The sequence below is a fragment of the Stenotrophomonas sp. ZAC14A_NAIMI4_1 genome, assembly GCF_003086915.1.
Lineage (GTDB): Bacteria > Pseudomonadota > Gammaproteobacteria > Xanthomonadales > Xanthomonadaceae > Stenotrophomonas.
In genome coordinates this window covers 127324-152947 of sequence record NZ_CP026002.1, presented here as the reverse complement: position 1 = coordinate 152947, position 25624 = coordinate 127324, and the positions used below count along the sequence as shown (strand labels likewise).

Sequence of the window (25624 nt, the reverse complement as noted above, 5' to 3'; positions counted from 1 at the left end):
CGGGTACCTTCAGAGGATGGGGACGAGGCCGGCGCCGAATGCCGTCAGCATGCGCACCAGCAGCCACTTCGGGCCGACGTTCACTTCGGGGAAATCACCGACGGGCACGTAGCAGCGGTGGAAATCCGGGCTCTGCCGCGGCAGCGGCTGCGGGCAGTCCACGCCGGGCTGGAACTCGTAATCGGTGGCGTAGCGCCACGGCCAGAAGTCGAGGATGGGCAGCGCCTCGGAGGCCTTGCCCACGCTGTAGTTCAGCCCGGACAACACCGGCGGCTTGGCGCGCGGCGCCACCGTCCAGGAGTTCTGCGGGTGGGTATCGCGCAGGATGCTCTGCGCCAGCTGTTCGGCGAACACCGGGTCATCGATGATCACCGCGCCTTCGGTGTTGTAGTTCTCGCTGCGCGGATCGAAGTTGTGCGTGCCGACCACGCCGATGCGGCGATCGACCACCAGCGACTTGGCGTGCAGGCCCATGCGCGCGCCCTTGCGGGTGACCGGCAGCGGCTTGTTGACGGCCTTGCTGCCCAGGAACGACGGTCGCGTCTCGGTACGCAGCAGGCGCGTTTCCACTTCACTGCCGGCGGCACGGCGGCGCGCGCGGCTGTTTTCGTAGGCGCTGCCCAGCCGCGGGTGCTCCACTGCCGGGCGCGTGTCCTGCGCGTCCACGTCATCGCCTGGGGCGGCCAGCGGGGCCGGTGCCGCGTCATCGCCGCCGCCGGCATTGCTGCCGGCCGCACTGCCGCCGATCAGCGGGTTGCGCACGCCCTGGCCGGCCGTGGCGCTGCCACCGCTGCCCAGCGGATCGGGCAGCAGGTTGCGGTAGTCCACCGGCGCATCCAGCGGGAACGGCTTGTATTCGAAGATGTTGAAGCCCAGTTCGCGCATGTTGCGCCGCTTGTACTTGTACGACAGCGCATACACGATCGGGTTGTCGGTGGCCGCCAGGCTGTTGCTGGACACCACCACGCGCGGCGGCTCGGGCCGCTTGCGCAGCTCGCGGAACAGCTTCTGCGCCGGCTTGGACAGCACCAGGTACGGCGTCTGCAGGATCACTTCCTTCTGCGCGCCGGAAATGAGTGCATCCAGCTGCGGTTCGGTGACGTGCTGCCCGGCCAGCGGTGCATCCGCGCGCTCGCGGCGGTGCTTGCGTGGCAGGTCGGCCACATAGCGCACCGAGTGCACCGGCAGCGCGGTATCGACGAACGAACGGGTGACGAAATCGCTGTCGTTGGCCTCCTCGCTGACCCGCTCCACCCGCTCGGGGCGGCGGAACTGCGCCGGCGGCATGGTCGGCACGCCCTGCTTGAGCAGCGTACGGCCGACATCGTTGAGGCGCTCGGCGGGCACGCTGCGCGGCGCGCGCCAGAACGCATCGAAGTTGGCGGCCATCGCGCGCGCTTCCGGGCCGGCGATCAGCACGTCGCGGTCGCGGAAGTTGTACTCGCGGTCCCAGTCGTAGTAATCGTCCTGGTAATTGCGGCCACCGACCACGCCGATCGCGTCGTCGATGACCAGCAGCTTGTTGTGCATGCGCTGGTTGAAGCGGCGGAAGCAGCACAGCACGCTGCCGGCATAGTCGAAGTAGTTCAGCCGGGCCTTGCCGAAGGTGGGGTTGTAGACCCGCAGTTCGAAGTTCTGGTGGGCGCCGGACAGCGCCCCCAGGATCTCCAGGTCGGAAATCGCCGAGAGCTGGTCGATCAGCACCCGCACCTTCACCCCGCGGCGCGACGCGGCCAGCAGTTCGTCGATGATCAGCCGGGCGCTGTCGTCCTTGTCGAAGATGTAGGTCTGCAGGTCGATGCTGCGGGTGGCACTGCGCAGCAGGTTCAGGCGGGCGACCAGGGCGCCCTCGCCTTCATCGAGCAGGGTGGCGTAATGCAGCGGCTGCGCTTCGGTCGATTCGCTGAATGCGCGGCCGGCCAGGGATCGCAACGGTGAATCCAGCGCACAGCGGTCGGCGCGCTGGCAGTCGACCTGGGCCGAACGGGCCTGCACCGCGATCGCCTGGGCACGGTCGCGCTCGGCGTGCGACAGCGACGCGCAGCCGCTGCCCAGCAACACGGTTGCCAGCGCCAGTACACGCAGCAGGAGGTTCACGGTTTAGGCGCCTCGCTCAGGCGGGCTCGTAGTACGAAGGTCACTCGGTCACTCAAGGCAAGCTGCCAGCTGTCCATGCCGTACCGGCCTCGTTGCACGGTACCGCGGCTGACGACGTCGCAATCATAGCCGGGTCGGGAACATTCCGCTTTCTCCACCCGCAGGGTCTCCGGGTGGCTGACCCCGCGCAGGGTGAGCCGGCCCTGGATGTCGCCGCCGTCACCGATGGTGTCCGGCCAGTAGGGCAGCGAGTCGAACTCCACCGACGGGTAACGCCCGGCGTCGAAGAACTCCGGCCCGCGCATCCAGCCGGTGTAGCGCTCCTTGCCCGGGATCTCCACCGAACGGGTGAACATCTTCAGGTGCACCTGGTGGCGGCCATCGGACAGCACTTCGACGCGCCCGTCGAAATGCGGGAACAGCCCTTCGATGCGTTGGCCGAAGCGGGTGCGCACCTCGAAGCCGATCCGTGAACGCTGCAGGTCCAGCTGCAGCACGCGCGCCGACGCGGCCGACGCCAGTGCTTCCACCGGCGGCAGCGGCGTGGGCGGTGGCGGGGCAGCCCAGGCCGGGCTGCAGGCCAGCAGCACCGGCAGCAGGCAGCGGCCGGGCCGTGCCAGGATCATCGACTCACGGCCACCAGAAGGCGTTCAGGCTGGCCACGCCCGGCTCGATCGCCGCCTCGCGCGGGAACCCGAGCACGGCCACGGCGGCCGGCGGCATGCCCCGGTAATCGCTGCTGGTGCCTTCGGTCATCAGCGCCACCAGCCGTTCCAGGCCGGGGTTGTGGCCGACGATCAGCACCCGGTCGAGGTCACGGCGCTCATCCACGAGCGCGGCCAGGGTGCCGGGGGTAGCTTCGTAGATACGGTCTTCGAGGCGCTTTTCCACGTAGCCGATGGTCGCCAGCACCGCTTCCAGGGTCTCGCGGGTGCGCCGCGACGGCGAGCACAGCACGCAGTCCGGCAGCAGGTTGTTTTCCTTCATCCACTTGCCGGCAGCCTCGGCTTCGGCAAGACCCACCGGCGACAACGGCCGATCGAGGTCGGCCTGGCCGGGGGTGGCCGGTTCGGCATGGGCATGGCGCAGCAGGATCAGTTCACGCATCGCGAGGTTCCATGAAAGTGAGGGTGCAGTAAAACGGGTGACGTACGCGTCACAGCTTCAACCAGGCCAGCAGCGGCTCCCAGTCGGCCTGGTGCTCGCGCACCTGGGCCGAGCGGTAATCGAACAGGCTGCGGCCGAGGCCGGTCATCACCACGTAGCTCTGGCTGTCGCGCAGCTGGGCAACCACCGGGTAGGGCCACTCGCCCAGCATCTGCAGCGCCTGCTGCGAGGTCTGGGTCCACGGCTTGGTGCGGTTGAGGACCAGGCCCACCGGCAGCTTGCGGCTGTGCACGCGCGGGTTCTGCGCCAGGCTGTTGAGGAAGCCGACGATGGCTTCGATGTCCAGCGCCGAGGGCAGCACCGGTACCACCACGGCGTCGGCGGCATCGAGGAAATGGGGGATATCGTCGGCCAGCGCGCCGGCGGGTGCATCGATGATGACGGTATCGGTGCCGTCCGGCAGCTTCTGCGCCCACTGCTTCTTTCGATATACGTCGATGGGCAGGACGGCGCTGTCCAGCCCGGCCCGGCGCTGCGCCCAGCGGGTGCTGGAGCCCTGCGGGTCGGCATCGGCGATCACCGTGGCCTTGCCCTGCAATGCCGCGTAAGCGGCCAGGTGGGTGGCGACGGTGGTCTTGCCCACCCCGCCCTTGGAACCGGCCACCAGGATCGTCTTCATGCCAGCCTCGCTTCCGGGTACGTGCCCCGAGCGTACACCGCCGATGGTGACGGAAGGTAGAGACGGCCTGAATCAATCTGCCACGGCTTTGCTATCGTGGCGCCCCCGAAGGATCGAACCGGCATGAGCGAACTGCAGGACCTGAGCGCGTTGATCCGCGCCAATACCCCCCTGATCGTGATCGAGACCCAGGACGAGGCTCGCATCGTCGAACTGTTCCGGCAGACGCTCATGCACGTCTGGCGCGCCCTGCACCGCTGGTCGATCACCGAGGGCCTGCGCCGCATCGACCTGGAACGCGAGGACGATGCGATCGGCCCGCCCGATGCCAGCGCCGCCCTGCAGATGATCCGCCACGCCGAACAGCGCGGCATCTACCTGCTGCTCGATTTCCACCCCTACCTCGGCTACGCCAGCCACCAGCGTGCGCTGCGCGACCTGATCCAGCGCCGCCACAGCCAGCCGCACGTGCTGGTGCTGATCGGCGCCAAGGTCGAGCTGCCGGCCGAACTGGAAGCGCTGGCGGTGCGGTTCAACCCGCGCCTGCCCGATGCCAACGCCCTGCTGAAGATGCTGCGCGAGGAGGCCGACGCCTATGCCCGCGAGCATGGCGGCCGGCGCGTGGAAGTGGACAGCGAAGCGGTCAAGAAGATCCTGAAGAACCTGCAGGGCCTGAGCCTGGTCGATGCCCGCCGCATCGCCCGCCAGCTGATCTATGCCGATGGCGCGCTGCGCGACGACGACCTGCCGCAGCTGGCGCGGCTGAAGTTCGAGCTGCTCAACCGCAGTGGCCACCTGTTCTTCGAACATGACAGCGCGCGTTTCGGCGACGTGGCCGGCGCCAACCGGCTCAAGCGCTGGATCAACCAGCGCCGGGTGGCCTTCATCGCCGGCTCGGCCCCGGCCGGGCTGGACCCGCCGCGCGGCATGCTGCTGCTGGGCGTGCAGGGCTGCGGCAAGTCGATGCTGGCCAAGGCCACCGCGGCCGGCTTCGGCGTGCCGCTGCTGCGCCTGGACGTGGGCGCGCTGTACAACAAGTACCACGGCGAGACCGAAGCCAACCTGCGCCAGGCGCTGGCCTCGGCCGAGCAGCTGGCCCCGTGCGTGCTGTGGATGGACGAGATCGAGAAGGGCCTGGCCAGCGGTGGCGACGATGGCGGCGTGTCGCGCCGCGTGCTGGGCCACCTGCTGACCTGGATGGCCGAGCGCAAGGCGCCGGTGTTCATCGTGGCCACCGCCAACCAGGTGCACGAGCTGCCGGCCGAGCTGCTGCGCAAGGGTCGCTTCGACGAGATCTTCTTCGTCGACCTGCCGCCGCCGGACGTACGGGTGGAGCTGCTGCGGCTGCACCTGGGCCGGCGCCAGCTCAACGCGGATGATTTCGCCCTGCCGGCGCTGGCCGCGGCGGCGAACGGGTTCTCCGGCGCGGAGATCGAGCAGGCGATCGTGGCGGGGCTGTATTCGGCGCATGCCGAAGGCCGGCCGCTGGATACCGAGCTGCTGATGACCGAGATCCGCGCGACGCGGCCGTTGTCGGTGTTGATGGCCGAGCAGGTGGCGGCATTGCGCGAGTGGGCGTCGGGGCGGACGGTTTCTGCGGACGACTGAGGGGGTTTTCGGCCAACGGCGGAGCCCCTCGTGGCTGGCGGTTGGTCGCCAACGGCGGGTCATGCGCGTGGCCGGGCGGGTAGGCCGCGCGGGGGACGCCGTGAATCCGTCCCTGGAGGCTTGTGAGCGCCATCCATGGCGCTCGCACCCCCGCGCAACCTACCCGCCCGACCCCTGACAGTTTCCGTGTGCGGTCAGCCACGGAGAAGAAAAGAAGAGCAAGAGCAGAAGCCGGTCGCTTCGCTCCGTGCCGACCAACGGTCGGCACCCACCAACAGCAGCAAGTTCCGACAGATCGCGGAAGTCTGTCGAAGGCGGGGTGGGTCCGGTTGAGGGGGTGTGAGCGGCATGGATGCCGCGACCAAGCCCCCATGGATGGGTTTACGGCGTCCCCCTCAACCGGACCCACCCCGCCATCCCACGGAATGCAGGCTTTTGACGTTGATTCGGCGGGTGCAGGGCTGCAAGCCCTGCAGATGAACCATCACCCCAGTACCCACATCCACGCCGGCAGCGTCACCAGCGACAGCACGATCCCATACCCCACCAGCGCCGCCGCCAACCGTGGCGCCAGCCGGTGCGAGATCGCCAGTGCGGCAGCGGTGATCATCGTCGGCATCGCCGATTCCAGGACGTTGGCCTTCAACATCAGGCCCTGCATGCCCAGCGCCCACGACAGCGGCAACGCCAGCGCCGGCAGCACCAGCAGCTTCAACAGCAGGCCCACCGCCAGCGGCCGCAGCTCCTCGCGGCGCAGGCGCAGCTGGATCGACAGCCCCACCGCCAGCATCACCAGCGGCAGCATCGCATCGGCCAGCTGCTTCAGGGCGGTACCAATCCACAACGGTGGCTGCGCCGGCATCAGCACCAGGGCGAACAGCAGTGCCCACAACGGGGGGAAGCGGCCAATGCGGGCCATCACCTGCAGGGCGGTCGGCGGGCGGTCGCCGCTGTAGCGCGCCAGCACCAGCAGGCCAAAGGTCGACAACAACAGGAAGGTGCCGAACTGGTCGTAGACCACGGCATAAGGCAGCGCCGCATCACCCAGCAGCGCACGCACCATCGGGTAGCCGATGAAACTGGAGTTGGCCAGGGCCACGCAGATCAGCAGCACCGCGTGCACGTCGCGGGCGAAGCCGAACACGCGGGTCGCCAGGCTGACCAGCGCCCAGGTGGCCAGCATCAGCAGCCACGGCGTGGCCATCAGCCCCAGCAGGCTGGCATCCAGCTGCAGGCGCGGCACGTAGGTCAGCACCGCCGCGGGCAGGCAGACGTACAGCACCACTTTGTTCAGCGTCTCGGCGGCGTTGTCCGGCAAGGCGCGCAGGCGGGCGAACAGCATGCCCAGCCCGAGCATGGCCAGGATCAGGGCGAAGGCATCGAAGGCCATGGGCATCTCCCCCTCAGGCAGATGCCTGCGACCTTTTCGATTGTGCGATGCAGCACCGCAGGCGGCAAGCGCCTGCGGTCGTGGCTCACGGCCAGGCCGGCGGCGCCGCGACCCAGGCCTGCTGCACTTCAGCCAGGCTGGCCCGCTCATCATCGCGCCAGCCCGGCAGCAGCTGCGCATAGCGGCTGCTGTCGCTCCACTGGCCAGGCTCGGTGCGCACGGCGGCGGCATACCACTTCACCGCTTCCTGCTGCTGGCCGGCCCGCCACAACGCCAGCGCGTAGGTCGGTGGGATCCAGGCCGCGTTGCTGCGCAGGTTGTTGGCCACCGATTGCCACTGTTCCAGCGCAGCCAGTGCCTGGCCCTGGCGCAGCAGGTCCCAGCCGTAGTTCCAGCGCACGCTGCGGCCCAGGCTGCTCTGCACGGGGGCTTCGGCCAGCGCCTCGCGGTAGAGCTGCTCGCCCAGCTCCGCACGGCCCTGCGCGATGGCCACCGAGGCCAGCTGCACCGAGGCCTCCAGCGTCTTGCGCCCACGCTCGCGCTGCTTCAGCAGCTGCGCGACCAGGTCGTCGCCGCTGCCGGCCACCACGATGATCGGCGCGGCGGCAGCATCATTGTCGAAATAGAACTCCTGCGGTACCGGCAACGCCGGTGCGGCCCACGCGCACGCCGCGCCCGAGACCAGCAGCACGCCGGCCACGAACTTTCCTGCAACTGACATCAAAAATCCCCCAGGTTTAAACACCAACCTCCCCTCTCACCCCGATCCTAACCCCAGCACGGCCACCGATGCGAGTGCCGGGCCTTCCGGGCCCCACTGTTACAATCCGCGCCTTTCCCGCCGCGTGCCCGCACGCGGCCGGTGCCAGCCGATCCTACCGGGCCAGCCATGACCAGTACCGCGCAACTCACTTCGCCCTCTTCCGCCGACCTGATCGACCGTGATTACACGCTCGACCACAAATACACCCGCAACGAGGGGCGGATCTACCTGAGTGGCGTGCAGGCGCTGGTGCGGTTGCCGCTGATGCAGCGCCTGCGCGATGCGCACGAGGGCATCGACAGCGCCGGCTTCGTCAGTGGCTACCGCGGCAGCCCGCTGGGTGGCTTCGACCTGGAGCTGTGGCGCGCGCGCCAGCACCTGGAAGCGGCCAAGGTGAAGTTCACCCCGGGCCTCAACGAGGATCTGGGCGCCACCATGGTGTGGGGCACGCAGCAGACCAACCTGTTCCCGGGCGCCAACGTGCAGGGCGTGTTCGGCATGTGGTACGGCAAGGGCCCGGGCGTGGACCGCTGTGGCGACGTGTTCAAGCATGCCAATGCCGCCGGCACGTCGCGATACGGCGGCGTGCTGGCGCTGGCTGCCGATGACCATGCCTGCCGCAGCTCGACCCTGCCGCATGGCAGCGAGGACGAATTCGTCAGCGCGATGATGCCGGTGCTGAACCCGGCCGGCGTGCAGGACATCCTCGACATGGGCCTGCTCGGCTGGGCGATGAGCCGTTACACCGGCCGCTGGGTCGGCTTCAAGACCATCGCCGAGACGGTGGAATCGTCGGCCTCGGTCGAGGTCGATCCGCTGGCCCGGCGCATCGTGCTGCCCGAAGACTTCGACATGCCCAGCGGCGGCCTCAACATCCGCTGGCCGGACCCGCCGCTGGACCAGGAAATGCGCCTGCACCGCTATGCGGTGAAGGCCGCGCAGGCCTTTGCCCGCGCCAACGGCATCGACAAGGTGGTGATGGACGCGCCGCGTGCGCGCCTGGGCATCGTCACCACCGGCAAGAGCTACCTGGACGTGCTGCAGGCGCTGGAATACCTGGGCCTGGACGAAGCGGCCTGCGCCGACATCGGCATCCGCGTGTACAAGGTCGGCATGACCTGGCCGCTGGAGCCGGAGGGCATCGCCCGCTTCGCCCAGGGCCTGGAAGACATCATCGTGGTGGAGGAGAAGCGCGCCTTCATCGAGCGCCAGATGAAGGAACAGTTCTTCAACTGGCCGGTGAGCTGGGGCCAGCGCCCGTCCATCGTCGGCAAGTACGACGAAAGCGGCGAGTGGATCCTGCCGTCCACCGGCGAACTGACCCCGGCCACCATCGCCGGGGTGATCGGCCGCCGCATCCAGAAGTTCTTCAACAACGAATCGATCGAACAGCGCCTGCAGTGGATGCAGGAAAAGGAAGCCGAGCTTGCGTTGCCGCGCGCCAGCTTCCCGCGCGTGCCGCACTACTGCTCGGGCTGCCCGCACAACACCTCCACCCAGGTGCCGGAAGGTTCGCGTGCGCTGGCCGGCATCGGTTGCCATTACATGGTGACCTGGATGGACCGCAGCACCGACACCTTCACCCACATGGGCGGCGAAGGCGTGACCTGGGCCGGGCAGGCGCCGTTCACCGACACCGCGCACGTGTTCCAGAACCTGGGCGACGGCACCTATTTCCACAGCGGCTCGCTGGCGATCCGCCAGGCGGTCGCCGCCGGCGTCAACATCACCTACAAGATCCTCTACAACGATGCGGTGGCGATGACCGGCGGCCAGCCGGTGGACGGCCCGCTGAGCGTGCCCGACATCGCCAGGCAGATGCGCGCCGAGGGCATCCACACCATCGTGGTGCTGTCGGACAACATCGGCAAGTGGACCGGCCAGCGCGAGCATTTCCCCAGCGACGTCGAATTCCACGACCGCAGCGAACTGGATGCCGTGCAGAAGCGCCTGCGTGAAGTGAAGGGTGTTTCGATCCTGATCTACGAACAGACCTGCGCCACCGAGAAGCGCCGCCGCCGCAAGCGCGGCAAGCTGGAAGATCCGCAGAAGCGCGTGCTGATCAATTCGCTGGTCTGCGAAGGCTGCGGCGACTGCGGCAAGAAGAGCTTCTGCGTGTCGGTGCTGCCGAAGGAAACCGAGTTCGGGCGCAAGCGCGAGATCGACCAGTCCAACTGCAACAAGGACTATTCCTGCGTGAATGGCTTCTGCCCGAGCTTCGTCACCGTGCACGGTGGCCAGCCGCGCAAGGGCAGCAAGCGCGATGCCTCCACGCTGCTGGACAACCTGCCGGCGCCGACCATCCGCGGCACGCTGGAACAGCCCTGGAACATCCTGATCACCGGCGTCGGCGGTACCGGCGTGGTGACCATCGGCGCGCTGCTGGGCATGGCCGGCCACCTGGAAGGCAAGGGCGCGACCGTGCTCGACCAGACCGGTCTGGCGCAGAAGGGTGGCGCGGTGACCACGCACATCCGCATCGCCCGCCGCCCGGACGACATCCACGCCGTGCGCATCGCCGCCGGTGAGGCCGACCTGGTGCTGGGCTGCGACATGGTGGTGGTGAACGATTACTGGGCGCTGTCGAAGGTGCGCGCCGGCCGTTCGCAGGTGGTGCTCAACACCTATGAAGCGATGCCGGGCACCTTCACCACCCGCCCCGACATGCAGTTCCCGGCCGCCGACATCGTGGCCGGCGTGCGCGTGGCGCTGGGCGGCCAGGAACCGCTGCAGCTGGACGCCACCCAGCTGGCCACCGCGCTGCTGGGCGATGCCATCGCCGCCAACCTGTTCATCCTCGGCTACGCGTGGCAGCAGGGCCTGGTGCCGCTGTCGTTCGACTCGCTGATGCGGGCCATCGAACTGAACGGCGCCGCCGTGGCGATGAACCAGCAGGCGTTCGCCTGGGGCCGCCTGGCCGTGGTCGACCCGCAGGCTGTGCAGCAGGCGGCCGGCCTGGTGCGCAACCGCCACACCGATACCGAATCCACCCCGGGCCCGCTGCACCCGCTGCCGCCGGGCGAATGGGAAGGCAACGAATGGGGCGCCACCGCCGCACCGCGCAACACCGCCGACGAACGCGAACTGCGCGGCCTGCCCTCGCACGGTGGCGACGTGGCCTTCCTGCCGCTGGACGACGCGCGGCTGTCGCGTTCGCTGGATGAAATGATCGAGCGCCGCAGCGCGTTCCTGGTCGAGTACCAGGATGCTGCCTATGCCAACCGCTACCGCAGCCTGGTCGAGCGCGTGCGCGCCGCCGAGGCCGAGCGCATCGGCGGTTCCACCGCGCTGACCGAGACCGTGGCCCGCTACCTGTTCAAGCTGATGGCCTACAAGGACGAGTACGAAGTGGCCCGCCTGTACACCAGCGGCGATTTCCAGCGCCGCCTGCAGCAGCAGTTCGAGGGCGATTACCAGCTGCGCTTCCACCTGGCGCCGCCGCTGTTCGCCAAGAAGGATGAGCAGGGCCGCCTGCTGAAGAAGGAATACGGCCCGTGGATGTTCAAGGCCTTCGGCCTGCTGGCGAAGCTGAAGTTCCTGCGTGGCGGCCGCCTGGATGTGTTCGGCCGCACCGAAGAACGGCGCATGGAGCGCCAGCTGATCGCCGACTACGAAGCCACTGTGCAGCAGCTGCTGGAAGGCCTGGAAGACGGCCGCCTGGCACTGGCGGTGGAAATCGCCAGCGTGCCCGAGCATATCCGCGGCTTCGGCCACGTCAAGGAAGCGCACTACGCACAGGCCAAGGCACGCGAAGCTGCGCTGCTGGCGCAGTGGCGCAACCCGAAGGCGCTGCACATCGTGCAGGTGGCTTGAAGGCCGCAGAACAGGTAGTGCCGGCCGCTGGCCGGCATCCCTCCAGGCAATCGGTTGCCGGCCAGCGGCCGGCACTACCCGCGGTTCAGCCCAACCGCCACAGCAGCAGGCGGTTGTTGGCCGGCATCGCCACGTCGCGCAGGCGGGTGAAGCCGTTGTCCTCGGCCAGCGCCTGCACCGCTTCGCTGTCGCGGATGCCGCTGCGCGGGTCGCGTGCCTTCAGCCAGGCATCGAACTGCGCGTTGCTGTCGCTGGTGTAGCGGCCGCCGTAGTTGAACGGCCCGTAGACCGCCAGCAGCGCACCGTGGCGCAGCAGCGGCGGCAGCGCGGCGAACAACGCCTGCACGTGCTGCCAGCCCATGATGTGCAGGGTATTGGCACTGAACGCCGCATCGAACGTGCTGCCTGCGGGCAGCGCCAGGCCCGCTGCGGGCGGCAGTTCCACCTGCAGCGGCACCGGCGGCAGCAGGTTGAGCAGCGCGGCCTCGGCGCGCCAGGCCTCGATGCCGGACAGATGATCCGGGTGGTCGCTGGGCTGCCAGCGCAGCCACGGCCAGCGCTCGGCGAAAAAGGCCGCGTGCTGGCCGGTGCCACTGCCGATCTCCAGCACCCTATGGCGGTCGCCCATCCACGGGTCGAGCGCCGCCGCGATGGGTTCGCGGTTGCGTTCGCAGGCTTCTGAATACGGCTTGCTCGACATCGGGGAACGTCCAGGCGGGGTCGGCCCATTGTGCACGAGGGGGGTGTTCTGGGCAGGGCTTGCAGCCCTGCACCTGCTTCAAGCCAGGGCAACGTCAACGTCAAATGCCTGCATTCCGTGGGTTGGCGGGGTGGGTCCGGTTGAGGGGGACGCCGTAGACCCATCCATGGGGGCTTGGTCGCGCCATCCATGGCGCTCACACCCCCTCAACCGGACCCACCCCGCCTTCGACAGTTTTCTGCGGCCTGTTGGAACGGCATTCTGCTTTGGTGGGTGCCGACCGTTGGTCGGCACGGGGTCGGATATCGATATCTGACAGATGTGCCGACCAAGGTCGACACCCACCAACAGCCGCACGTCCCAGTAGATCCACGCCATGCGTGGATGAATTCATTCGATATCCGACAGATGTGCCGACCAAGGTCGACACCCACCAACAGCCGCGCGTTCCAGTAGATCCACGCCATGCGTGGATGAATTCATTCGATATCCGACAGATGTGCCGACCAAGGTCGACACCCACCAACAGCCGCGCCCCAGTAGATCCACGCCATGCGTGGATGAATTCATTCGATATCTGACAGATGTGCCGACCAACGGTCGGCACCCACCAACAGCCACCGGCCAACTGTCAGAGGTGGGGTGGTGTGGGTGGGCAGGACCGTTGGCGCCATGGATGGCGCCATCGAGCCCCCATGGACGGGTTTACGGCGTGTCCTGCCCACCCACACCGCCCCGCCATCCCACGGAACGCCGCTATGGCTTTGGCCGTTGCCGTTGCATTGAGCAGGTGCAGGGCTGCAAGCCCTGCCGAAACCCTCCCCTACCATGACTGCAGTCACTTGCCCGATTGCCCCGCGCTGGCGAAAGTCGAGCAGTTGACGTGATCGGAGCGGTCCTTTGCCCTCCGCACGGTTGTGAGAAGAGAGAGAGACGCTGTGCAACGACGTGAGTTCCTGGCTTATTCCGGTCTGGGCCTGGCGGGCCTGGTGCTGCCGCATTCGCGGCTGATCGCGGCCGAGCAGCTGCTTGCGCCCGTGCATACCGCGCAGCGCCGGCGGCTGGCCGAGGTCGCCCTCGCCGCCGCACGCACCGCCAAGGCCAGCTACTGCGACGTGCGCATCGGCCGCTACCTCAACCAGTCGGTCATCACCCGCGAACACCAGGTCGGCAACGTGACCAACCGCGAGTCGTCCGGCGTGGGCGTGCGGGTCATCGTCAACGGCGCCTGGGGCTTCGCCGCCACCCACCAGCAGACCGAGGCAGCCGTGCGCGGCGCGGTCGAGCAGGCCACGGCCATCGCCCGCGCCAATGCCGGCATCCAGACCCGGCCGGTGCAGCTGGCGCCGACGCCGCCGGTCGGTGAGGTGCGCTGGCAGACCCCGGTGCGCAGGAACGCCATGGAAGTGCCGATCCAGGACAAGATCGAACTGCTGCTGGCGCTCAACAGCGCCGCGCTCGATGCCGGCGCCGACTTCATCAATTCCACCCTGTTCCTGGTCAACGAACAGAAGTACTTCGCCTCCAGCGACGGCTCCTTCATCGACCAGGACATCCACCGCATCTGGCTGCCGTTCACCGCCACCGCCATCGACAAGGCCAGCGGCAAGTTCCGCACCCGCGCTGGCCTGTCCTCGCCGATGGGCATGGGCTATGAGTTCCTCGACGGCGATGCGCGCGGCAAGGTGCAGCTGCCCGGCGGCATCACCGCCTACCGCGATTCCTATGACCCGGTCGAGGACGCCATCGCCGCCGCCCGCCATGCGCGCGAGAAGCTGAAAGCGCCGTCGGTGAAGCCCGGCAAGTACGACCTGGTGCTGGACCCGTCCAACCTGTTCCTGACCATCCACGAGAACGTCGGCCACCCGCTGGAGCTGGACCGCGTGCTCGGCTACGAGGCCAACTACGCCGGCACCAGCTTCGCCACGCTGGACAAGCGCGATGCCGGCTTCCGCTGGGGCAGCGACCTCGTCACCTTCTTCGCCGACAAGACCCAGCCGGGCAGCCTCGGTGCGGTCGGCTACGACGATGAAGGGGTGAAGACCCAGCGCTGGGACCTGGTGCGGGATGGCGTGCTGGTCGATTACCAGGCTACCCGCGATGAGGCCCACATCCTTGGCCGCGACGCCTCGCATGGCTGCAGCTATGCCGATTCCTGGTCCAGCGTGCAGTTCCAGCGCATGGCCAATGTCTCGCTGGCGCCGGGCAAGGCACCGCTCAGCGTCGAGGACATGATCAAGGACGTGGAGAACGGCATCTGGATCCACGGCCGCGGCTCCTATTCCATCGACCAGCAGCGCTACAACGCGCAGTTCGGCGGCCAGCTGTACTACCAGATCAAGGACGGCAGGATCGCCGGCATGGTCGAGGACGCGGCCTACCAGATCCGCACGCCGGAGTTCTGGAACGCCTGCACCGCGATCTGCGACCAGCGTGATTTCCGCCTCGGCGGTTCCTTCTTCGACGGCAAGGGCCAGCCCGCGCAGGTATCGGCGGTCTCGCACGGGTCGTCCACCACCCGCTTCAACGGCATCAACATCATCAACACCGCGCGCAGTCTCGGCGCCTGAGTCGTCCCATCCTTCGACGTGGAGAGCTGCCTTGCAGAGACGTGACTTCCTCGCCCTGACCGGGCTTACCGCGGGCGGCCTGATCGTGCCGTCATTCTTCGGCAAGGCCATCGCCGCCGAGCAGCTGCAGTCCAGCCTCGACCTGGGGCTGAAGAAGCGCCTGGCCGACGCCGCGCTGCAGGCCGCTCGCAGCGCCGGCGCCACCTACTGCGATGTGCGCATCGGCCGCTACCTCCGGCAGTTCGTCATCACCCGCGAGGACAAGGTGCAGAACGTGGTGAACACCGAGTCCACCGGCGTCGGCATCCGCGTGATCGTCAACGGCGCCTGGGGCTTCGCCGCCACCAATGCGCTGGGCACCGCCGACGTGGCGCGCGCCGCGCAGCAGGCTGCTGCCATCGCCAAGGCCAATGCCGGCGTGCAGACCGCACCGGTGCAGCTGGCCAAGGCGCCGGGCGTGGGCGAAGTGAGCTGGCGCACGCCGATCCGCAAGAACGCCATGGACGTGCCGATCAAGGAAAAGGTCGACCTGCTGCTGGACGTCAACGCCGCCGCGATGGGCGCCGGTGCCAGCTTCGTCAATTCGATGCTGTTCCTGGTAAACGAACAGAAGTACTTCGCCTCCACCGATGGCTCCTACATCGACCAGGACGTGCACCGCATCTGGGCGCCGATGACGGTCACCGCCATCGACAAGGCCAGCGGCAAGTTCCGCACCCGCGAAGGCCTGTCCGCACCGATGGGCCTGGGCTATGAGTACCTGGACGGTGCCGCCGCCGGCAAGGTGCTGACCCCCAATGGCGTGGTGAACTACGGCTCGTCCTACGACATGAAGGAAGATGCCATCGCCGCGGCGAAGCAGGCACAGGAGAAGCTGAAGGCACCGTCGGTGAAGCCGGGCAAGTACGACCTGGTCCTCGATCCGTCGCACACCTGGCTGACCATCCACGAATCGATCGGCCACCCGCTGGAACTGGACCGCGTGCTCGGCTACGAAGCCAACTACGCCGGCACCAGCTTCGCCACGCTGGACAAGCGCGAGCAGCACTTCCAGTACGGCAGCGAGCACGTCAACATCTTCGCCGACAAGACCCAGCCGGGCAGCCTCGGTGCGGTCGCGTACGACGATGAAGGCGTCAAGTGCAAGCGCTGGGACCTGATCAGCAACGGCAAGCTGGTGGATTACCAGACCATCCGCGACCAGGCCCACATCCTCGGCAAGACCGAGTCCGATGGCTGCTGCTACGCCGATTCCTGGTCCAGCGTGCAGTTCCAGCGCATGGCCAACGTATCGATGGCGCCGGGCAAGACCCCACTCAGCGTTCCGGACATGATCAAGGACGTCGAGAACGGCATCTACATCATCGGCGACGGTTCGTTCTCCATCGACCAGCAGCGCTACAACGCGCAGTTCGGTGGCCAGCTGTTCTACGAGATCAAGAACGGCCAGATCACCCGCATGCTGGAGGACGTGGCCTACCAGATCCGCACGCCGGAGTTCTGGAACGCCTGCACCGCCGTGGCCGACGAACGCGACTACCGCCTGGGCGGTTCGTTCTTCGACGGCAAGGGCCAGCCGGGCCAGGTCTCGGCGGTCTCGCACGGTTCGTCCACCGCGCGCTTCAACGGCATCAACGTCATCAACACCGCACGCAGCCTCGGCTGACCGGTCAGGAGCCCTTACACCATGAGTATCTTCACCGAAGCCCAGGCCAAGGCCATCCTCGACAAGGTCATCGCCCTGTCCAAGGCCGATGAGTGCACCGCCGTGCTGGCCGGTTCCATCAGCGGCAACATCCGTTTCGCGCTGAACAACGTCTCCACCAGCGGCATCGTCGACAACACCGAGCTGGCCGTCACCGTGGCCTTCGGCAAGCGCGTGGGCACCGCCTCGATCAACGAGTTCGACGATGCCGCGCTGCAACGCGTGGTGCGCCGCGCCGAGGACCTGGCCCGCCTGGCCCCGGAGAACCCGGAGTTCATGCCCGCCATCGGCAAGCAGAGCTACCGTCCCAGCCCGACCTTCAGCGAATCCACCGCCGCGATTGATCCGGCGTTCCGCGCCAAGGTCGCCGCCGATTCCATCGCGCCGTGCCGGGGCAACGGCCTGATTGCTGCCGGCTTCCTCGAAGATGGCCAGGGATTCCAGGCCACCGCCAACAGCAACGGCAACTTCGCCTACCAGCGCACCACCAGCTTCGACTACACCTGCACCGTGCGTACCGAAGATGGCCGCGGTTCGGGCTGGGTCGGCCGCAACCTGAAGGATGCGGCGGACTTCAAGGCCGACCAGGACATCCGCATCGCCATGCGCAAGGCCACCGAATCGGCTGAAGCCAAGGCGCTGGAGCCGGGCAAGTACACGGTGATCCTGGAGCCGGCGGCGGCTGCGGGCCTGATCAGCTTCATGATGAACTTCTTCAGCGCGCGCTCGGCCGATGAAGGCCGCAGCTTCCTGTCGAAGAAGGGTGGCGGCAACAAGCTGAGCGAGCAGGTCTACGACCCGCGCGTGAGCATGTACGCCGACCCGTGGCATGCCGAGGCACCGGTGCTGCCGTGGGATGGCGAAGGCATGCCGCGCGAGCGCATGGCCATCATCGAGAACGGAAAGATCGCCAACCTGGACTACTCGCGCTTCTGGGCGCAGAAGCAGGGCAAGACCGCCAAGGCCACGCCGGGCAACCTGCTGATGAGTGGCGGCGACAAGAGCACGGCCGACCTGGTACGCGGCACCCAGAAGGGCATCCTGGTCACCCGCACCTGGTACATCCGCATGGTCGACCCGCAGACCGTGCTGCTGACCGGCCTCACCCGCGATGGCACCTTCTACATCGAGAACGGCCAGATCAAGCACCCGGTGAAGAACTTCCGCTTCAACGAATCGCCGGTGATCATGCTCAACAACATCGAGGAACTGGGCCGGCCGGTGCGCGTGGCCGGTGATGAATCCAGCTTCGTGATGATGATCCCGCCGATGAAGCTGCGCGATTTCACCTTCACCTCGTTGTCCGACGCGGTCTGATGGATCGCCGGGCCTGCCTGCGCTGGCTGGCCGCTGCCGCTTCGGCGGCGGCGCTGCCCGCTTTCGCGCAGGCAGGCCCGCGCAGTTCGCGCTACGACTTCTGGTTCACCCGCCTGCAGTACGACTCCGGCGATTGGGACGTGGATGCGCGCATGCCGTCCAACCTGATCACCTCGCTGATCGACTACACCTCGCTGCGCGTGGACCCGCAGGAACACGTGGTGGCACTGGCCGACCCGCGCATGCTGGAAGCGCCGTTCTGCTACCTGGCCGGGCACACGCTGGTGGAGTTCAACGCCGCTGAGCGGCAGAACTTCGTGCGTTATGTACGCAATGGCGGCTTCGTCTTCGTCGATGACTGCAACCACGACATCGACGGCCTGTTCGCCACTTCGTTCGAGGCGCAGATGGGCCGCCTGTTCGGGCCGAAAGCCCTGCAGAAACTGCCCAACACCCATGCGCTGTACCGCAGCTTCTTCCGCTTTCCCGATGGCCCGCCCGCCACCGGCTTCGAGCTCAACGGCTGGGGCGACGACCTGGTGCATGACTACCTGAAAGGCATCGAGGTGGATGGCCGCCTGGGCCTGCTCTACAGCAACAAGGACTACGGCTGCGAGTGGGACTACGACTGGCGCAACAAGCGTTTCCTTGCCGAAGACAACACCCGTTTCGGCGTCAACATCGTGATGTACGCGCTGAACAACTGACAGGACCTGCACGACCATGACCAGCCCCGACCTCGATTCCCTGTTGCCGCGCCTGGATGAGCTGCGCGCGGCGCTCGCGCGTGCGGTGGTCGGCCAGCACACGGTGGTCGAGCAGCTGCTGATCGGCCTGCTGGCCGGCGGCCACTGCCTGCTGGAAGGTGCGCCCGGCCTGGGCAAGACCCTGCTGGTGCGCTCGCTGGGCCAGGCACTGGAACTGCAGTTCCGCCGCGTGCAGTTCACTCCCGACCTGATGCCCAGCGACATCCTCGGCACCGAGCTGCTGGAAGAGGACCACGGCACCGGCCATCGCCATTTCCGCTTCCAGCAGGGCCCGATCTTCACGAACCTGCTGCTGGCCGACGAACTGAACCGCACCCCGCCCAAGACCCAGGCGGCGCTGCTGGAAGCGATGCAGGAACGCACGGTCAGCCATGCAGGCACCACGCGCGAGCTGCCCGCGCCGTTCTTCGTGCTGGCCACGCAGAACCCGATCGAACAGGCCGGTACCTACCCGCTGCCAGAAGCCCAGCTGGACCGCTTCCTGCTGCACGTGCTGGTGGATTACCCGAGCGAAGACGAAGAGCGCCGCATCATCGAGCAGACCACGGGCGGCGCCACCGGGGCGGTGCCGAAGGTGATGGATGGCGACGCGGTGATCGCGCTGCAGGCCGCCGTGCGCCAGGTGCATGTCAGCCCCGATGTGCTGGCCTGGATCACCCGCCTGGTGCGCGCCAGCCGTCCCGGCGACGGCGCACCGGCCGCCATCAACCAATGGGTGAAGTGGGGCGCTGGCCCGCGCGCCGGGCAGTCGCTGGTGCTCGCGGCGAAGGCACGCGCGTTGCTGCAGGGCCGCTTCGCCGCCACCCGCGAGGACGTGCAGGCACTGGCTGCACCGGTGATGCGCCATCGCCTGCTGCTGTCTTTCGCCGCCGAAGCCGAACAGAAGCGGGCCGACGACGTGGTCGCCGCCCTGCTGCAGGCCGTGCCGTTCCCGGGTTGAAGCACACGTGAGCACCGGCACGCCGCTGACCCTGCCACCGGAACTGCGCGCGCGCCTGCGCACGCTGCGGCTGCGGCCGCGCCTGGCCAGTGGCGCACGCGGCATCGGCCAGCACGCCAGCCGCAGCCGCGGTGCCGGCCTGGAGTTCGCGCAGTACCGCGCTTACGAGCCGGGTGACGAACTGCGCCAGATCGACTGGAAGCTGTACGCCCGCTCGGACCGCTTCTTCGTGCGCGAATCCGAACGCGAGAGCCCGATCACCGTCTGGCTGCTGCTGGACGCCACCGCCTCGGCCGGCCAGGCCGACCGCGCGGCGCCGCAGCGCACCCGCCTGGACCACATGCGCGGGCTCGCCGCCTGCGTGGTCGAACTGGCCCTGCAGCAGGGTGATCGCTTCGGCCTGCTGGCGGTCAACGGCGATGGCCTGCAACTGGTACCGGCCGGCAACGGCGCACGCCAGCGTGATCGTGTGCACCTGCAGCTGCATGCCCTGCAGGCGCGCGGTGGCTGGCCGGCGGCCGACCGCCTGCGCCCGCTGTGGGAGCGCGTTCGCCCCGGCGATCTGCTGCTGGCCATCGGCGATGGCTTTGATGAGGCCAGCATCGTGCTGCTGGAACAGCTGGCCAGCGCACGCCGCGAGGTGATGCTGCTGCAGGTGCTGGGCGCCGACGAGCGTGATTTCCCGTTCGATGCCGGCCACCGCTTCCGCGAGCCGGAAACCGGCGAGGAACTGCTGGGCGATGGCGCCGCGATCCGCGCCGACTACCTGCAGCGCTTCGCTGCCGCACACAGCGCCCTGCAGTCGCGCCTGCAGGCCAGCGGCATCGCCAGCGCCACCGGTTGGCTCGACCAGCCGTTGGACCAGCCACTGCAGGTGGTGTTCGGCCGCGGGGGCGGCGCATGACGCTGCTGTTCCCGCTGGGCCTGGCGGCGCTGGCCGCATGGCTGCTGCCACTGCTGATCCACCTGGCGCGGCGCCATCCGTATACGCCGCTGGATTTCGCCGCACTGCGCTGGCTGCGCGCGCAGGTCCGCCCGCGCCAGCGCATCCGTTTCGATGATTGGCCGCTGCTGCTGGTGCGCCTGCTGTTGCTGGCTGCACTGGCGCTGCTGCTGGCGCGCCCGGCGCTGACCGGCAGCGCACCGCCCCCCGGCGCGTGGACGGTGGTGGCGCCCGGCCTGGATGCCCGCGCACTGCGCGGCAGCAGCGAAGCAGCCCACTGGCATTGGCTGGCGCCCGGCTTCCCGTCCGTCGACCAGCCGGCGCCCGACGTGGCTGCGCCGCTGGCCAGCCTGCTGCGCGAGCTGGACGCGCAGCTGCCCACCGGCACCGCGCTGACCGTGCATGTGCCCGATCCGCTGCCGGGCCTGGATGGCGCACGCCTGCAGCTGTCGCGACCCGTGCACTGGCAGCCGCACCCTGCAGCCCCCGCCAGCACACAGGCCATCGTGGCGCCGCCACGCCTGCGCGTGCATGCCGACGCACCGGCCAGCGCGCGGCAGTGGATCAGCGCCCTGCAGCGTGCGTGGAGCACCCAGCCTGCACCCGCCGAGCTGCCTGCCGATACGCTGCCCGCGCGCGGCGAGATTGCGGTGTGGAGCGGTACCGGTGCATTGCCGCCTGCCTGGCAGGCCTGGCTGCGCGACGGCGGCAGCGTCCTCACCGCGGCCGCTCCTGCGCAGGGCGCCAGCGTGCGCCTGCGCACCGCCGAGGGCGCGCCGCTGCTGTGGCAGCAGCGCGTCGGCCAGGGCCGCCTGCTGTCGCTGCCCGGCGAGTGGGACGCCGCCCACAACGCCGCGCTGCGTGATGCACGTTTGCCGCAGTCGCTGTTGATGGCCCTGCAACCGCCGCCGCCCGCGCGCGTGGCCGATGCGCAGGACCAGGCACCGCAGCAGGCAGTCCTGCCCGCGAGCGTTGCCGCACCGCGTGAATCCACGCCCTGGCTGCTGCTGGCCATCGTGCTGCTGTTCGCGCTGGAACGCGGGATGGCCAGCCGCCGCGCGCGGAGGCCGGCATGACGTCGCTGCAACGCACCTGGCAACGCGCACGACGCCGCCGCGCCAGCATCACCCTGCTGCTCGGGCTGCCGTGGGCGCTGGCCGCCACCGCGCTGGCCCTGCGGCTGGCCGGCTTCGATGCCGCCAGCGTGGTCGCCACGCTGGCCCTGCTTGCCTGCGCGGGCGTGGCAGTGGCGCGGGCGCGTCGGATGGACCCGCGCTGGCTGCAGCGCCAGCTCGACGGCAGCGGCCGCAGCGAGGACAGCGCCGACCTGCTGTTTGCCGATGTCGCCCGCCTCAACCCGTTGCAGCAGCGCCAGCGCGCGCATGTGCTGGCCACGCTGGAACGCACGATGCCGGACCTGCGCCCGCGCTGGCCGCGCGCCGCACTGGCGCTGTGCTGGGCCGGCGGCCTGGCCATCGCCCTGCTCGCACTGGGCTGGCCGCGCAGCACGGGCATGCCTGCAGGCAGCAGTGCCACGGCAACGGCGCCCGCTGCGGCCGTCGGCCCGCTGCAGCTGCAATCAACCCGCCTGCAGATCGATGCACCGGCCTACACCGGGCAGGCCACCCGCACCCAGAACGCGCTGGATGCCAAGGTGGCCGCGGACAGCCGGCTGTCGTGGTCACTGCGTTTCGACCGTGCGCCCAGCAGCGCCTGGCTGCAGTTCCACGATGGTCGCCGGCTGCCGCTGCGCGAGAACGATGGCCAATGGCAGGCGCAGGACGTGGCCCGCACGCCGGTGCTGTACCGCGTGGTGAGCGAGCCGGCGCTGGCCAGCACCCGCCTGTACCGGCTGGATGTGGTGGCCGACCGCGCGCCCAGCGTGCGCGTGCTGGAACCGGCCGCCAGCCTGGTGCTGGGCACGCCCGGGCAGCGGCAATGGGCGCTGCGCTTCGAAGCCAGCGATGACTATGGCGTGGCCGCGCAGGCAAAACTGTCGATCACCACCACCCAGGGCAGCGGCGAGAACATCACCTTCGTCCAGCGCAACGTCACCCTCACCGGCAGCGGCGAGCCCACCACGCGACGCTTCGCCCACACGCTCGACCTGGCCGCGCTGGGCGCGCAGCCCGGCAACGATGTGATCGCCCAGCTGGAAGTGCGCGACAACCACGCCCCCAGCGCGCAGACCGGGCGCAGCAGCAGCGTGATCCTGCGCCTGCCGACCACCGAAGTCGCGCTAGGTGCGGAGCTGGAAGGGCGCATCAAGAAGACCCTGCCGGCGTATTTCCGCAGCCAGCGGCAGATCATCATTGATGCCGAAGCGCTGATCCGCCAACGCCGCAGCCTGGCCGCCGATGACTTCATCAAGCGCAGCGATGCGATCGGCGTCGACCAGCGCATCCTGCGCCTGCGCTACGGCCAGTTCCTCGGCGAAGAAAGCGAGGGCGCGCCAAAGCCGCCGCCGACCAGCGACCTGCCCACCAGCGATACGCCCGCAGCCGATTCGCACGATCACGACGACGAACATCAGCACGCGCAGGACGATGGCCATGATGCGCATGGCCACGACCACGGCGGCACCGCCGGCAATGCCGGCACGCCGCCGGTGTTCGGCAGCGCCACCGACGTGCTGTCCGAGTACGGCCACACCCACGACCACGCCGAGGCCGCCACCCTGCTCGACCCGCAGACCCGCGCCACCCTGAAGGCCGCGCTGGACCAGATGTGGTCGGCCGAAGGCGAGCTGCGCCAGGGCCGGCCCGAGCAGGCGCTGCCGTTCGCCTACAAGGCGCTGGGCTTCATCAAGCAGGTGCAGCAGGCCGAGCGCATCTACCTGGCCCGCGTCGGCCCCGAGCTGCCGCCCATCGACGAAGGCCGCCGCCTCGGCGGCGACCGCACGGGACTGGCCAGCCGCGAGCTGCCGCTGGCCGCAGGCACAGCGCCGGACCCGGCCATCGTCGAGGCCTGGCAACGGCTGGGCGACGGTGACGGCACGCCCGACCTGGACGCTTTGGCGGCTTGGCAGCAGCGCAACGCCGCCTTCCTGCCCGACGCCCTCGACCTGGCCGTCGCCATCGAGCAGCTGCGCATCGAACCGGACTGCAGCGACTGCCGCCAGCGTCTGCGCGCGCAGTTGTGGCGCGCCCTGCAGCGTCCGCTGCCGCAGGTGATGCGGCGCAGTGCGGCCGATGCGATGGGCCAGCGCTACCTCGATGCGCTGGAGGTACAGCCATGAACGCCCCACCGTTGAACCTGTGGCTGGCCGTGGCCCTGGCGGCGATCGTCGTCATCGCCAGCGCGCTGCAGCTGCACGCGCCTACCGCGCATCGCGGCCGCCGCGCGGTCCGGCTGGGCGTGCAGGCCATCGCCGCGGCGCTGCTGTATTTCTGCCTGCAGCCACCCAGCCAGCAGCAGCCTGCGGGCGGCCTGGTCGTGCTCACTGCCGACGCCTCCGCTGCCGGCGCATTGCCTGCCAGCGATGGCCCGCTGCTGCTGTTGCCGGAAGCGGCGGATGTGCCGGGCGGCCAGCGCGTACCTGATCTGGCGACGGCGCTGCGCCAGCACCCGGCCTCCACGCTGACCCTGGTCGGCGCCGGCCTGGCCGCGCGTGACCGCGACACCGTGCTGCCGGCGCACGTACAGTGGCAGGCGCCGCCTGCGCCGCGCGGCTGGATTGCGCTGCAGCCGCCGGCCGACGCAGCGCCCGGTGCGCGCTTCGAGGTGCACGCGCAGGCGCACGGCATCAGCGCTGGCCGCGCCGAACTGCTGGACCCGGCCGACACCGTGGTTGATCGCGCGGACCTGGCCGCCGATGGCCGCGTGCAGCTCAGTGGCATCGCCCGCGCGCCGGGCCGCAGCGTGTTCCATCTGCGCCTGCTCGACGCGCAGTCGCACGTGCTGGACAGCGTGCCGGTACCGCAGCAGACGCTGGCGGCGGCACCGCTGCGCATGCTGGTGCGTGCCAGCGCGCCCGGGCCGGAACTGAAGTACCTGCGCCGCTGGGCTACCGATACCGGCCTGCGCGTGCAGGTGCAGGCCGACACCGGCGCCGGCCTCAGCGTGGGCGATGGCGCGGTGCCGCTGGATGCGGCCGCGCTGGCGCGCAGCGATCTGCTGCTGCTGGACGAACGCAGCCTGGCAGGTTTGAGCGCGGTCCAGCTGGCGGCGGTGCGCCAGGCACTGCGCGATGGCCTCGGTGTGCTGGTGCGCAGCGCCGGTGCACCCTCGGCCAGCGCGCGCCAGCGCCTGCGCGATCTCGGTCTGCCGGTGCAGGGCGATGGCAGCAGCCACGTGGTCGATCTGCCCGCCGATGGTGAGAGCACGATGCTTGCCGCACGGCGTGGCCCGCTGGGCTCGACCACCCTGCCCAGCGCCGACGGCGAAGCGGCCGACCGCAGCTCGCACAGCGCCGCCCTGCCCACGCTGGAGGTGCTGGCACTGCAACCCACCGATGGCAGCGCGCTGCTGCATGACCGCGCGGGCAAGGCACTCGGTGGCTGGCGCAGCGTCGGCAAGGGCCGCATCGGCCTGCTGCCGGTCACCGACAGCTGGCGCTGGGTGTTGGCCGGCCGCGATGATCGCCACGGCGAACTGTGGAGCGGTGTGATCGCCACGCTGGCACGCGCACAAGCCAGCGCGGATGCACTGTGGTCAGCGCAAGCGATTGCCTGGGCAGGAGAGCGGCAGGCCCTGTGCGGCGTGCAGGCGCCGCTGCAGGCGTTCGATGCGAAGGGCGCGGGCGTGCCGCTGGTGGTTGATGGCGCGACGGCGGCGCTGCGCTGCGCCGGCTGGTGGCCGCGCGCGGCAGGTTGGCAACGCCTGCAGCATGGTGAGGCGACCGTCTGGCGCTATGTGTTCGACGCGAATGAGGCAGCGGTGCTGCATCGGCAGGCGATGATCGATGCAACCACGCAGGCACTGGCAACGGCCACGCCTGCGGGTGCTGCGGCGATGCAGCCGGTGCCGGGCCCGCGCTGGCCGTGGTGGCTGGCGTTCGTACTGTGCGTGTCGCTGCTGTGGTGGCTGGAACGGCGCAGATGACAGCCGGGGGTCGGATCCCTTTCGCGCACGAAAGGGCTCTGACCCCATCGATGGAATCGCAGACGGCATCCACGCATGGCGTGGATCTACTGATCCCGGCGGGGTCGGATCCCTTTCGCACGCGAAAGGGCGCTGACCCCATCGATGGAATCGCAGACGGCATCCACGCATGGCGTGGATCT

18 protein-coding genes are annotated in these 25624 nt (G+C 69.1%); 11 read left to right on the top strand and 7 right to left on the bottom strand.

Annotated elements, in window-relative coordinates; all coding sequences use genetic code 11:
* Positions 1 to 9 precede the first annotated feature (9 nt).
* From C1926_RS00595 to C1926_RS00580, 4 genes are read right to left on the bottom strand one after another with little or no spacing between them, the layout of a single operon-like run.
* Positions 10 to 2097 carry a phospholipase D family protein gene (locus C1926_RS00595; protein WP_108757917.1) on the bottom strand — a complete coding sequence of 696 codons (2088 nt, stop codon included), beginning with the start codon at positions 2095 to 2097 and terminating at the stop codon, positions 10 to 12.
* Positions 2094 to 2723, bottom strand: a complete 630-nt coding sequence (locus C1926_RS00590; protein ID WP_108757916.1) for a YceI family protein — start codon at positions 2721 to 2723, stop codon at positions 2094 to 2096. The genes C1926_RS00595 and C1926_RS00590 overlap by 4 nt, the downstream gene beginning before the upstream one ends.
* 4 nt (positions 2724 to 2727) lie before the next feature.
* Positions 2728 to 3204, bottom strand: a complete 477-nt coding sequence (locus C1926_RS00585; protein WP_079224644.1) for a histidine phosphatase family protein — start codon at positions 3202 to 3204, stop codon at positions 2728 to 2730.
* 49 nt (positions 3205 to 3253) lie between these two features.
* Positions 3254 to 3883 (bottom strand): ParA family protein, encoded by a 630-nt coding sequence (locus C1926_RS00580; RefSeq protein WP_108745648.1) that lies wholly within the window; start codon positions 3881 to 3883, stop codon positions 3254 to 3256.
* Positions 3884 to 4006: 123 nt separating this feature from the next.
* On the opposite strand from C1926_RS00580, the gene C1926_RS00575 reads away from it, so the two are divergent.
* Entirely contained in the window at positions 4007 to 5491 is a 1485-nt protein-coding gene (locus tag C1926_RS00575; protein ID WP_108757915.1) for an AAA family ATPase, read from the top strand.
* A 484-nt stretch (positions 5492 to 5975) separates the two neighbouring features.
* On the opposite strand, the gene C1926_RS00570 is transcribed toward C1926_RS00575, so the two are convergent.
* Together C1926_RS00570 and C1926_RS00565 are read right to left on the bottom strand one after the other, a co-directional pair.
* Entirely contained in the window at positions 5976 to 6881 is a 906-nt protein-coding gene (locus C1926_RS00570; protein ID WP_108760595.1) for an AEC family transporter, read from the bottom strand.
* Between the two features lie 85 nt (positions 6882 to 6966).
* Entirely contained in the window at positions 6967 to 7602 is a 636-nt protein-coding gene (locus tag C1926_RS00565) for a hypothetical protein (protein WP_108757914.1), read from the bottom strand.
* A 168-nt stretch (positions 7603 to 7770) separates the two neighbouring features.
* Between C1926_RS00565 and C1926_RS00560 the strand changes: the two genes are divergently transcribed.
* The gene (locus C1926_RS00560; protein WP_108757913.1) at positions 7771 to 11457 is read left to right on the top strand and encodes an indolepyruvate ferredoxin oxidoreductase family protein; all 3687 of its coding nucleotides are present in this window, start codon (positions 7771 to 7773) and stop codon (positions 11455 to 11457) included.
* Positions 11458 to 11542: 85 nt separating this feature from the next.
* On the opposite strand, the gene C1926_RS00555 is transcribed toward C1926_RS00560, so the two are convergent.
* A complete protein-coding gene (locus C1926_RS00555) occupies positions 11543 to 12157 on the bottom strand; it encodes a DUF938 domain-containing protein (protein WP_108757912.1) in 615 nt (204 codons plus the stop codon).
* A 938-nt stretch (positions 12158 to 13095) separates the two neighbouring features.
* Between C1926_RS00555 and C1926_RS00550 the strand changes: the two genes are divergently transcribed.
* The 9 genes from C1926_RS00550 to C1926_RS00510 are packed head-to-tail and all read left to right on the top strand — an operon-like array spanning position 13096 to position 25442.
* Positions 13096 to 14727 carry a TldD/PmbA family protein gene (locus C1926_RS00550; protein WP_174214070.1) on the top strand — a complete coding sequence of 544 codons (1632 nt, stop codon included), beginning with the start codon at positions 13096 to 13098 and terminating at the stop codon, positions 14725 to 14727.
* 31 nt (positions 14728 to 14758) lie between these two features.
* Positions 14759 to 16393, top strand: a complete 1635-nt coding sequence (locus C1926_RS00545; protein ID WP_079224631.1) for a TldD/PmbA family protein — start codon at positions 14759 to 14761, stop codon at positions 16391 to 16393.
* Positions 16394 to 16414: 21 nt separating this feature from the next.
* Positions 16415 to 17749: a TldD/PmbA family protein gene (locus C1926_RS00540; RefSeq protein WP_108757911.1), complete on the top strand. Its 1335-nt coding sequence runs from the start codon at positions 16415 to 16417 to the stop codon at positions 17747 to 17749.
* Entirely contained in the window at positions 17749 to 18456 is a 708-nt protein-coding gene (locus C1926_RS00535) for a DUF4159 domain-containing protein (protein ID WP_079224628.1), read from the top strand. The genes C1926_RS00540 and C1926_RS00535 overlap by 1 nt, the downstream gene beginning before the upstream one ends.
* Before the next feature lie 16 nt (positions 18457 to 18472).
* The gene (locus tag C1926_RS00530) at positions 18473 to 19456 is read left to right on the top strand and encodes a MoxR family ATPase (protein WP_108757910.1); all 984 of its coding nucleotides are present in this window, start codon (positions 18473 to 18475) and stop codon (positions 19454 to 19456) included.
* Between the two features lie 7 nt (positions 19457 to 19463).
* A complete protein-coding gene (locus C1926_RS00525) occupies positions 19464 to 20360 on the top strand; it encodes a DUF58 domain-containing protein (RefSeq protein ID WP_108757909.1) in 897 nt (298 codons plus the stop codon).
* Positions 20357 to 21475 (top strand): BatA domain-containing protein, encoded by a 1119-nt coding sequence (locus C1926_RS00520; protein WP_108757908.1) that lies wholly within the window; start codon positions 20357 to 20359, stop codon positions 21473 to 21475. Before C1926_RS00525 ends, C1926_RS00520 begins: the two co-directional genes overlap by 4 nt.
* Positions 21472 to 23637: a hypothetical protein gene (locus C1926_RS00515; RefSeq protein WP_108757907.1), complete on the top strand. Its 2166-nt coding sequence runs from the start codon at positions 21472 to 21474 to the stop codon at positions 23635 to 23637. The genes C1926_RS00520 and C1926_RS00515 overlap by 4 nt, the downstream gene beginning before the upstream one ends.
* On the top strand, positions 23634 to 25442 hold the full coding sequence (locus C1926_RS00510; RefSeq protein WP_108757906.1) for a hypothetical protein: 1809 nt from the start codon (positions 23634 to 23636) through the stop codon (positions 25440 to 25442). Before C1926_RS00515 ends, C1926_RS00510 begins: the two co-directional genes overlap by 4 nt.
* The last annotated feature ends 182 nt before the right edge of the window (positions 25443 to 25624 follow it).

Bases quoted from the DNA above. Each gene is read 5' to 3' on its own strand.
- C1926_RS00590 (WP_108757916.1), bottom strand. From the start codon at position 2,723: ATGATCCTGGCACGGCCCGGCCGCTGCCTGCTGCCGGTGCTGCTGGCC.
- C1926_RS00585 (WP_079224644.1), bottom strand. From the start codon at position 3,204: ATGCGTGAACTGATCCTGCTGCGCCATGCCCATGCCGAACCGGCCACC.
- C1926_RS00580 (WP_108745648.1), bottom strand. From the start codon at position 3,883: ATGAAGACGATCCTGGTGGCCGGTTCCAAGGGCGGGGTGGGCAAGACC.
- C1926_RS00575 (WP_108757915.1), top strand. From the start codon at position 4,007: ATGAGCGAACTGCAGGACCTGAGCGCGTTGATCCGCGCCAATACCCCC.
- C1926_RS00570 (WP_108760595.1), bottom strand. From the start codon at position 6,881: ATGGCCTTCGATGCCTTCGCCCTGATCCTGGCCATGCTCGGGCTGGGC.
- C1926_RS00565 (WP_108757914.1), bottom strand. From the start codon at position 7,602: ATGTCAGTTGCAGGAAAGTTCGTGGCCGGCGTGCTGCTGGTCTCGGGC.
- C1926_RS00560 (WP_108757913.1), top strand. From the start codon at position 7,771: ATGACCAGTACCGCGCAACTCACTTCGCCCTCTTCCGCCGACCTGATC.
- C1926_RS00555 (WP_108757912.1), bottom strand. From the start codon at position 12,157: ATGTCGAGCAAGCCGTATTCAGAAGCCTGCGAACGCAACCGCGAACCC.
- C1926_RS00540 (WP_108757911.1), top strand. From the start codon at position 16,415: ATGAGTATCTTCACCGAAGCCCAGGCCAAGGCCATCCTCGACAAGGTC.
- C1926_RS00535 (WP_079224628.1), top strand. From the start codon at position 17,749: ATGGATCGCCGGGCCTGCCTGCGCTGGCTGGCCGCTGCCGCTTCGGCG.
- C1926_RS00530 (WP_108757910.1), top strand. From the start codon at position 18,473: ATGACCAGCCCCGACCTCGATTCCCTGTTGCCGCGCCTGGATGAGCTG.
- C1926_RS00520 (WP_108757908.1), top strand. From the start codon at position 20,357: ATGACGCTGCTGTTCCCGCTGGGCCTGGCGGCGCTGGCCGCATGGCTG.
- C1926_RS00515 (WP_108757907.1), top strand. From the start codon at position 21,472: ATGACGTCGCTGCAACGCACCTGGCAACGCGCACGACGCCGCCGCGCC.
- C1926_RS00510 (WP_108757906.1), top strand. From the start codon at position 23,634: ATGAACGCCCCACCGTTGAACCTGTGGCTGGCCGTGGCCCTGGCGGCG.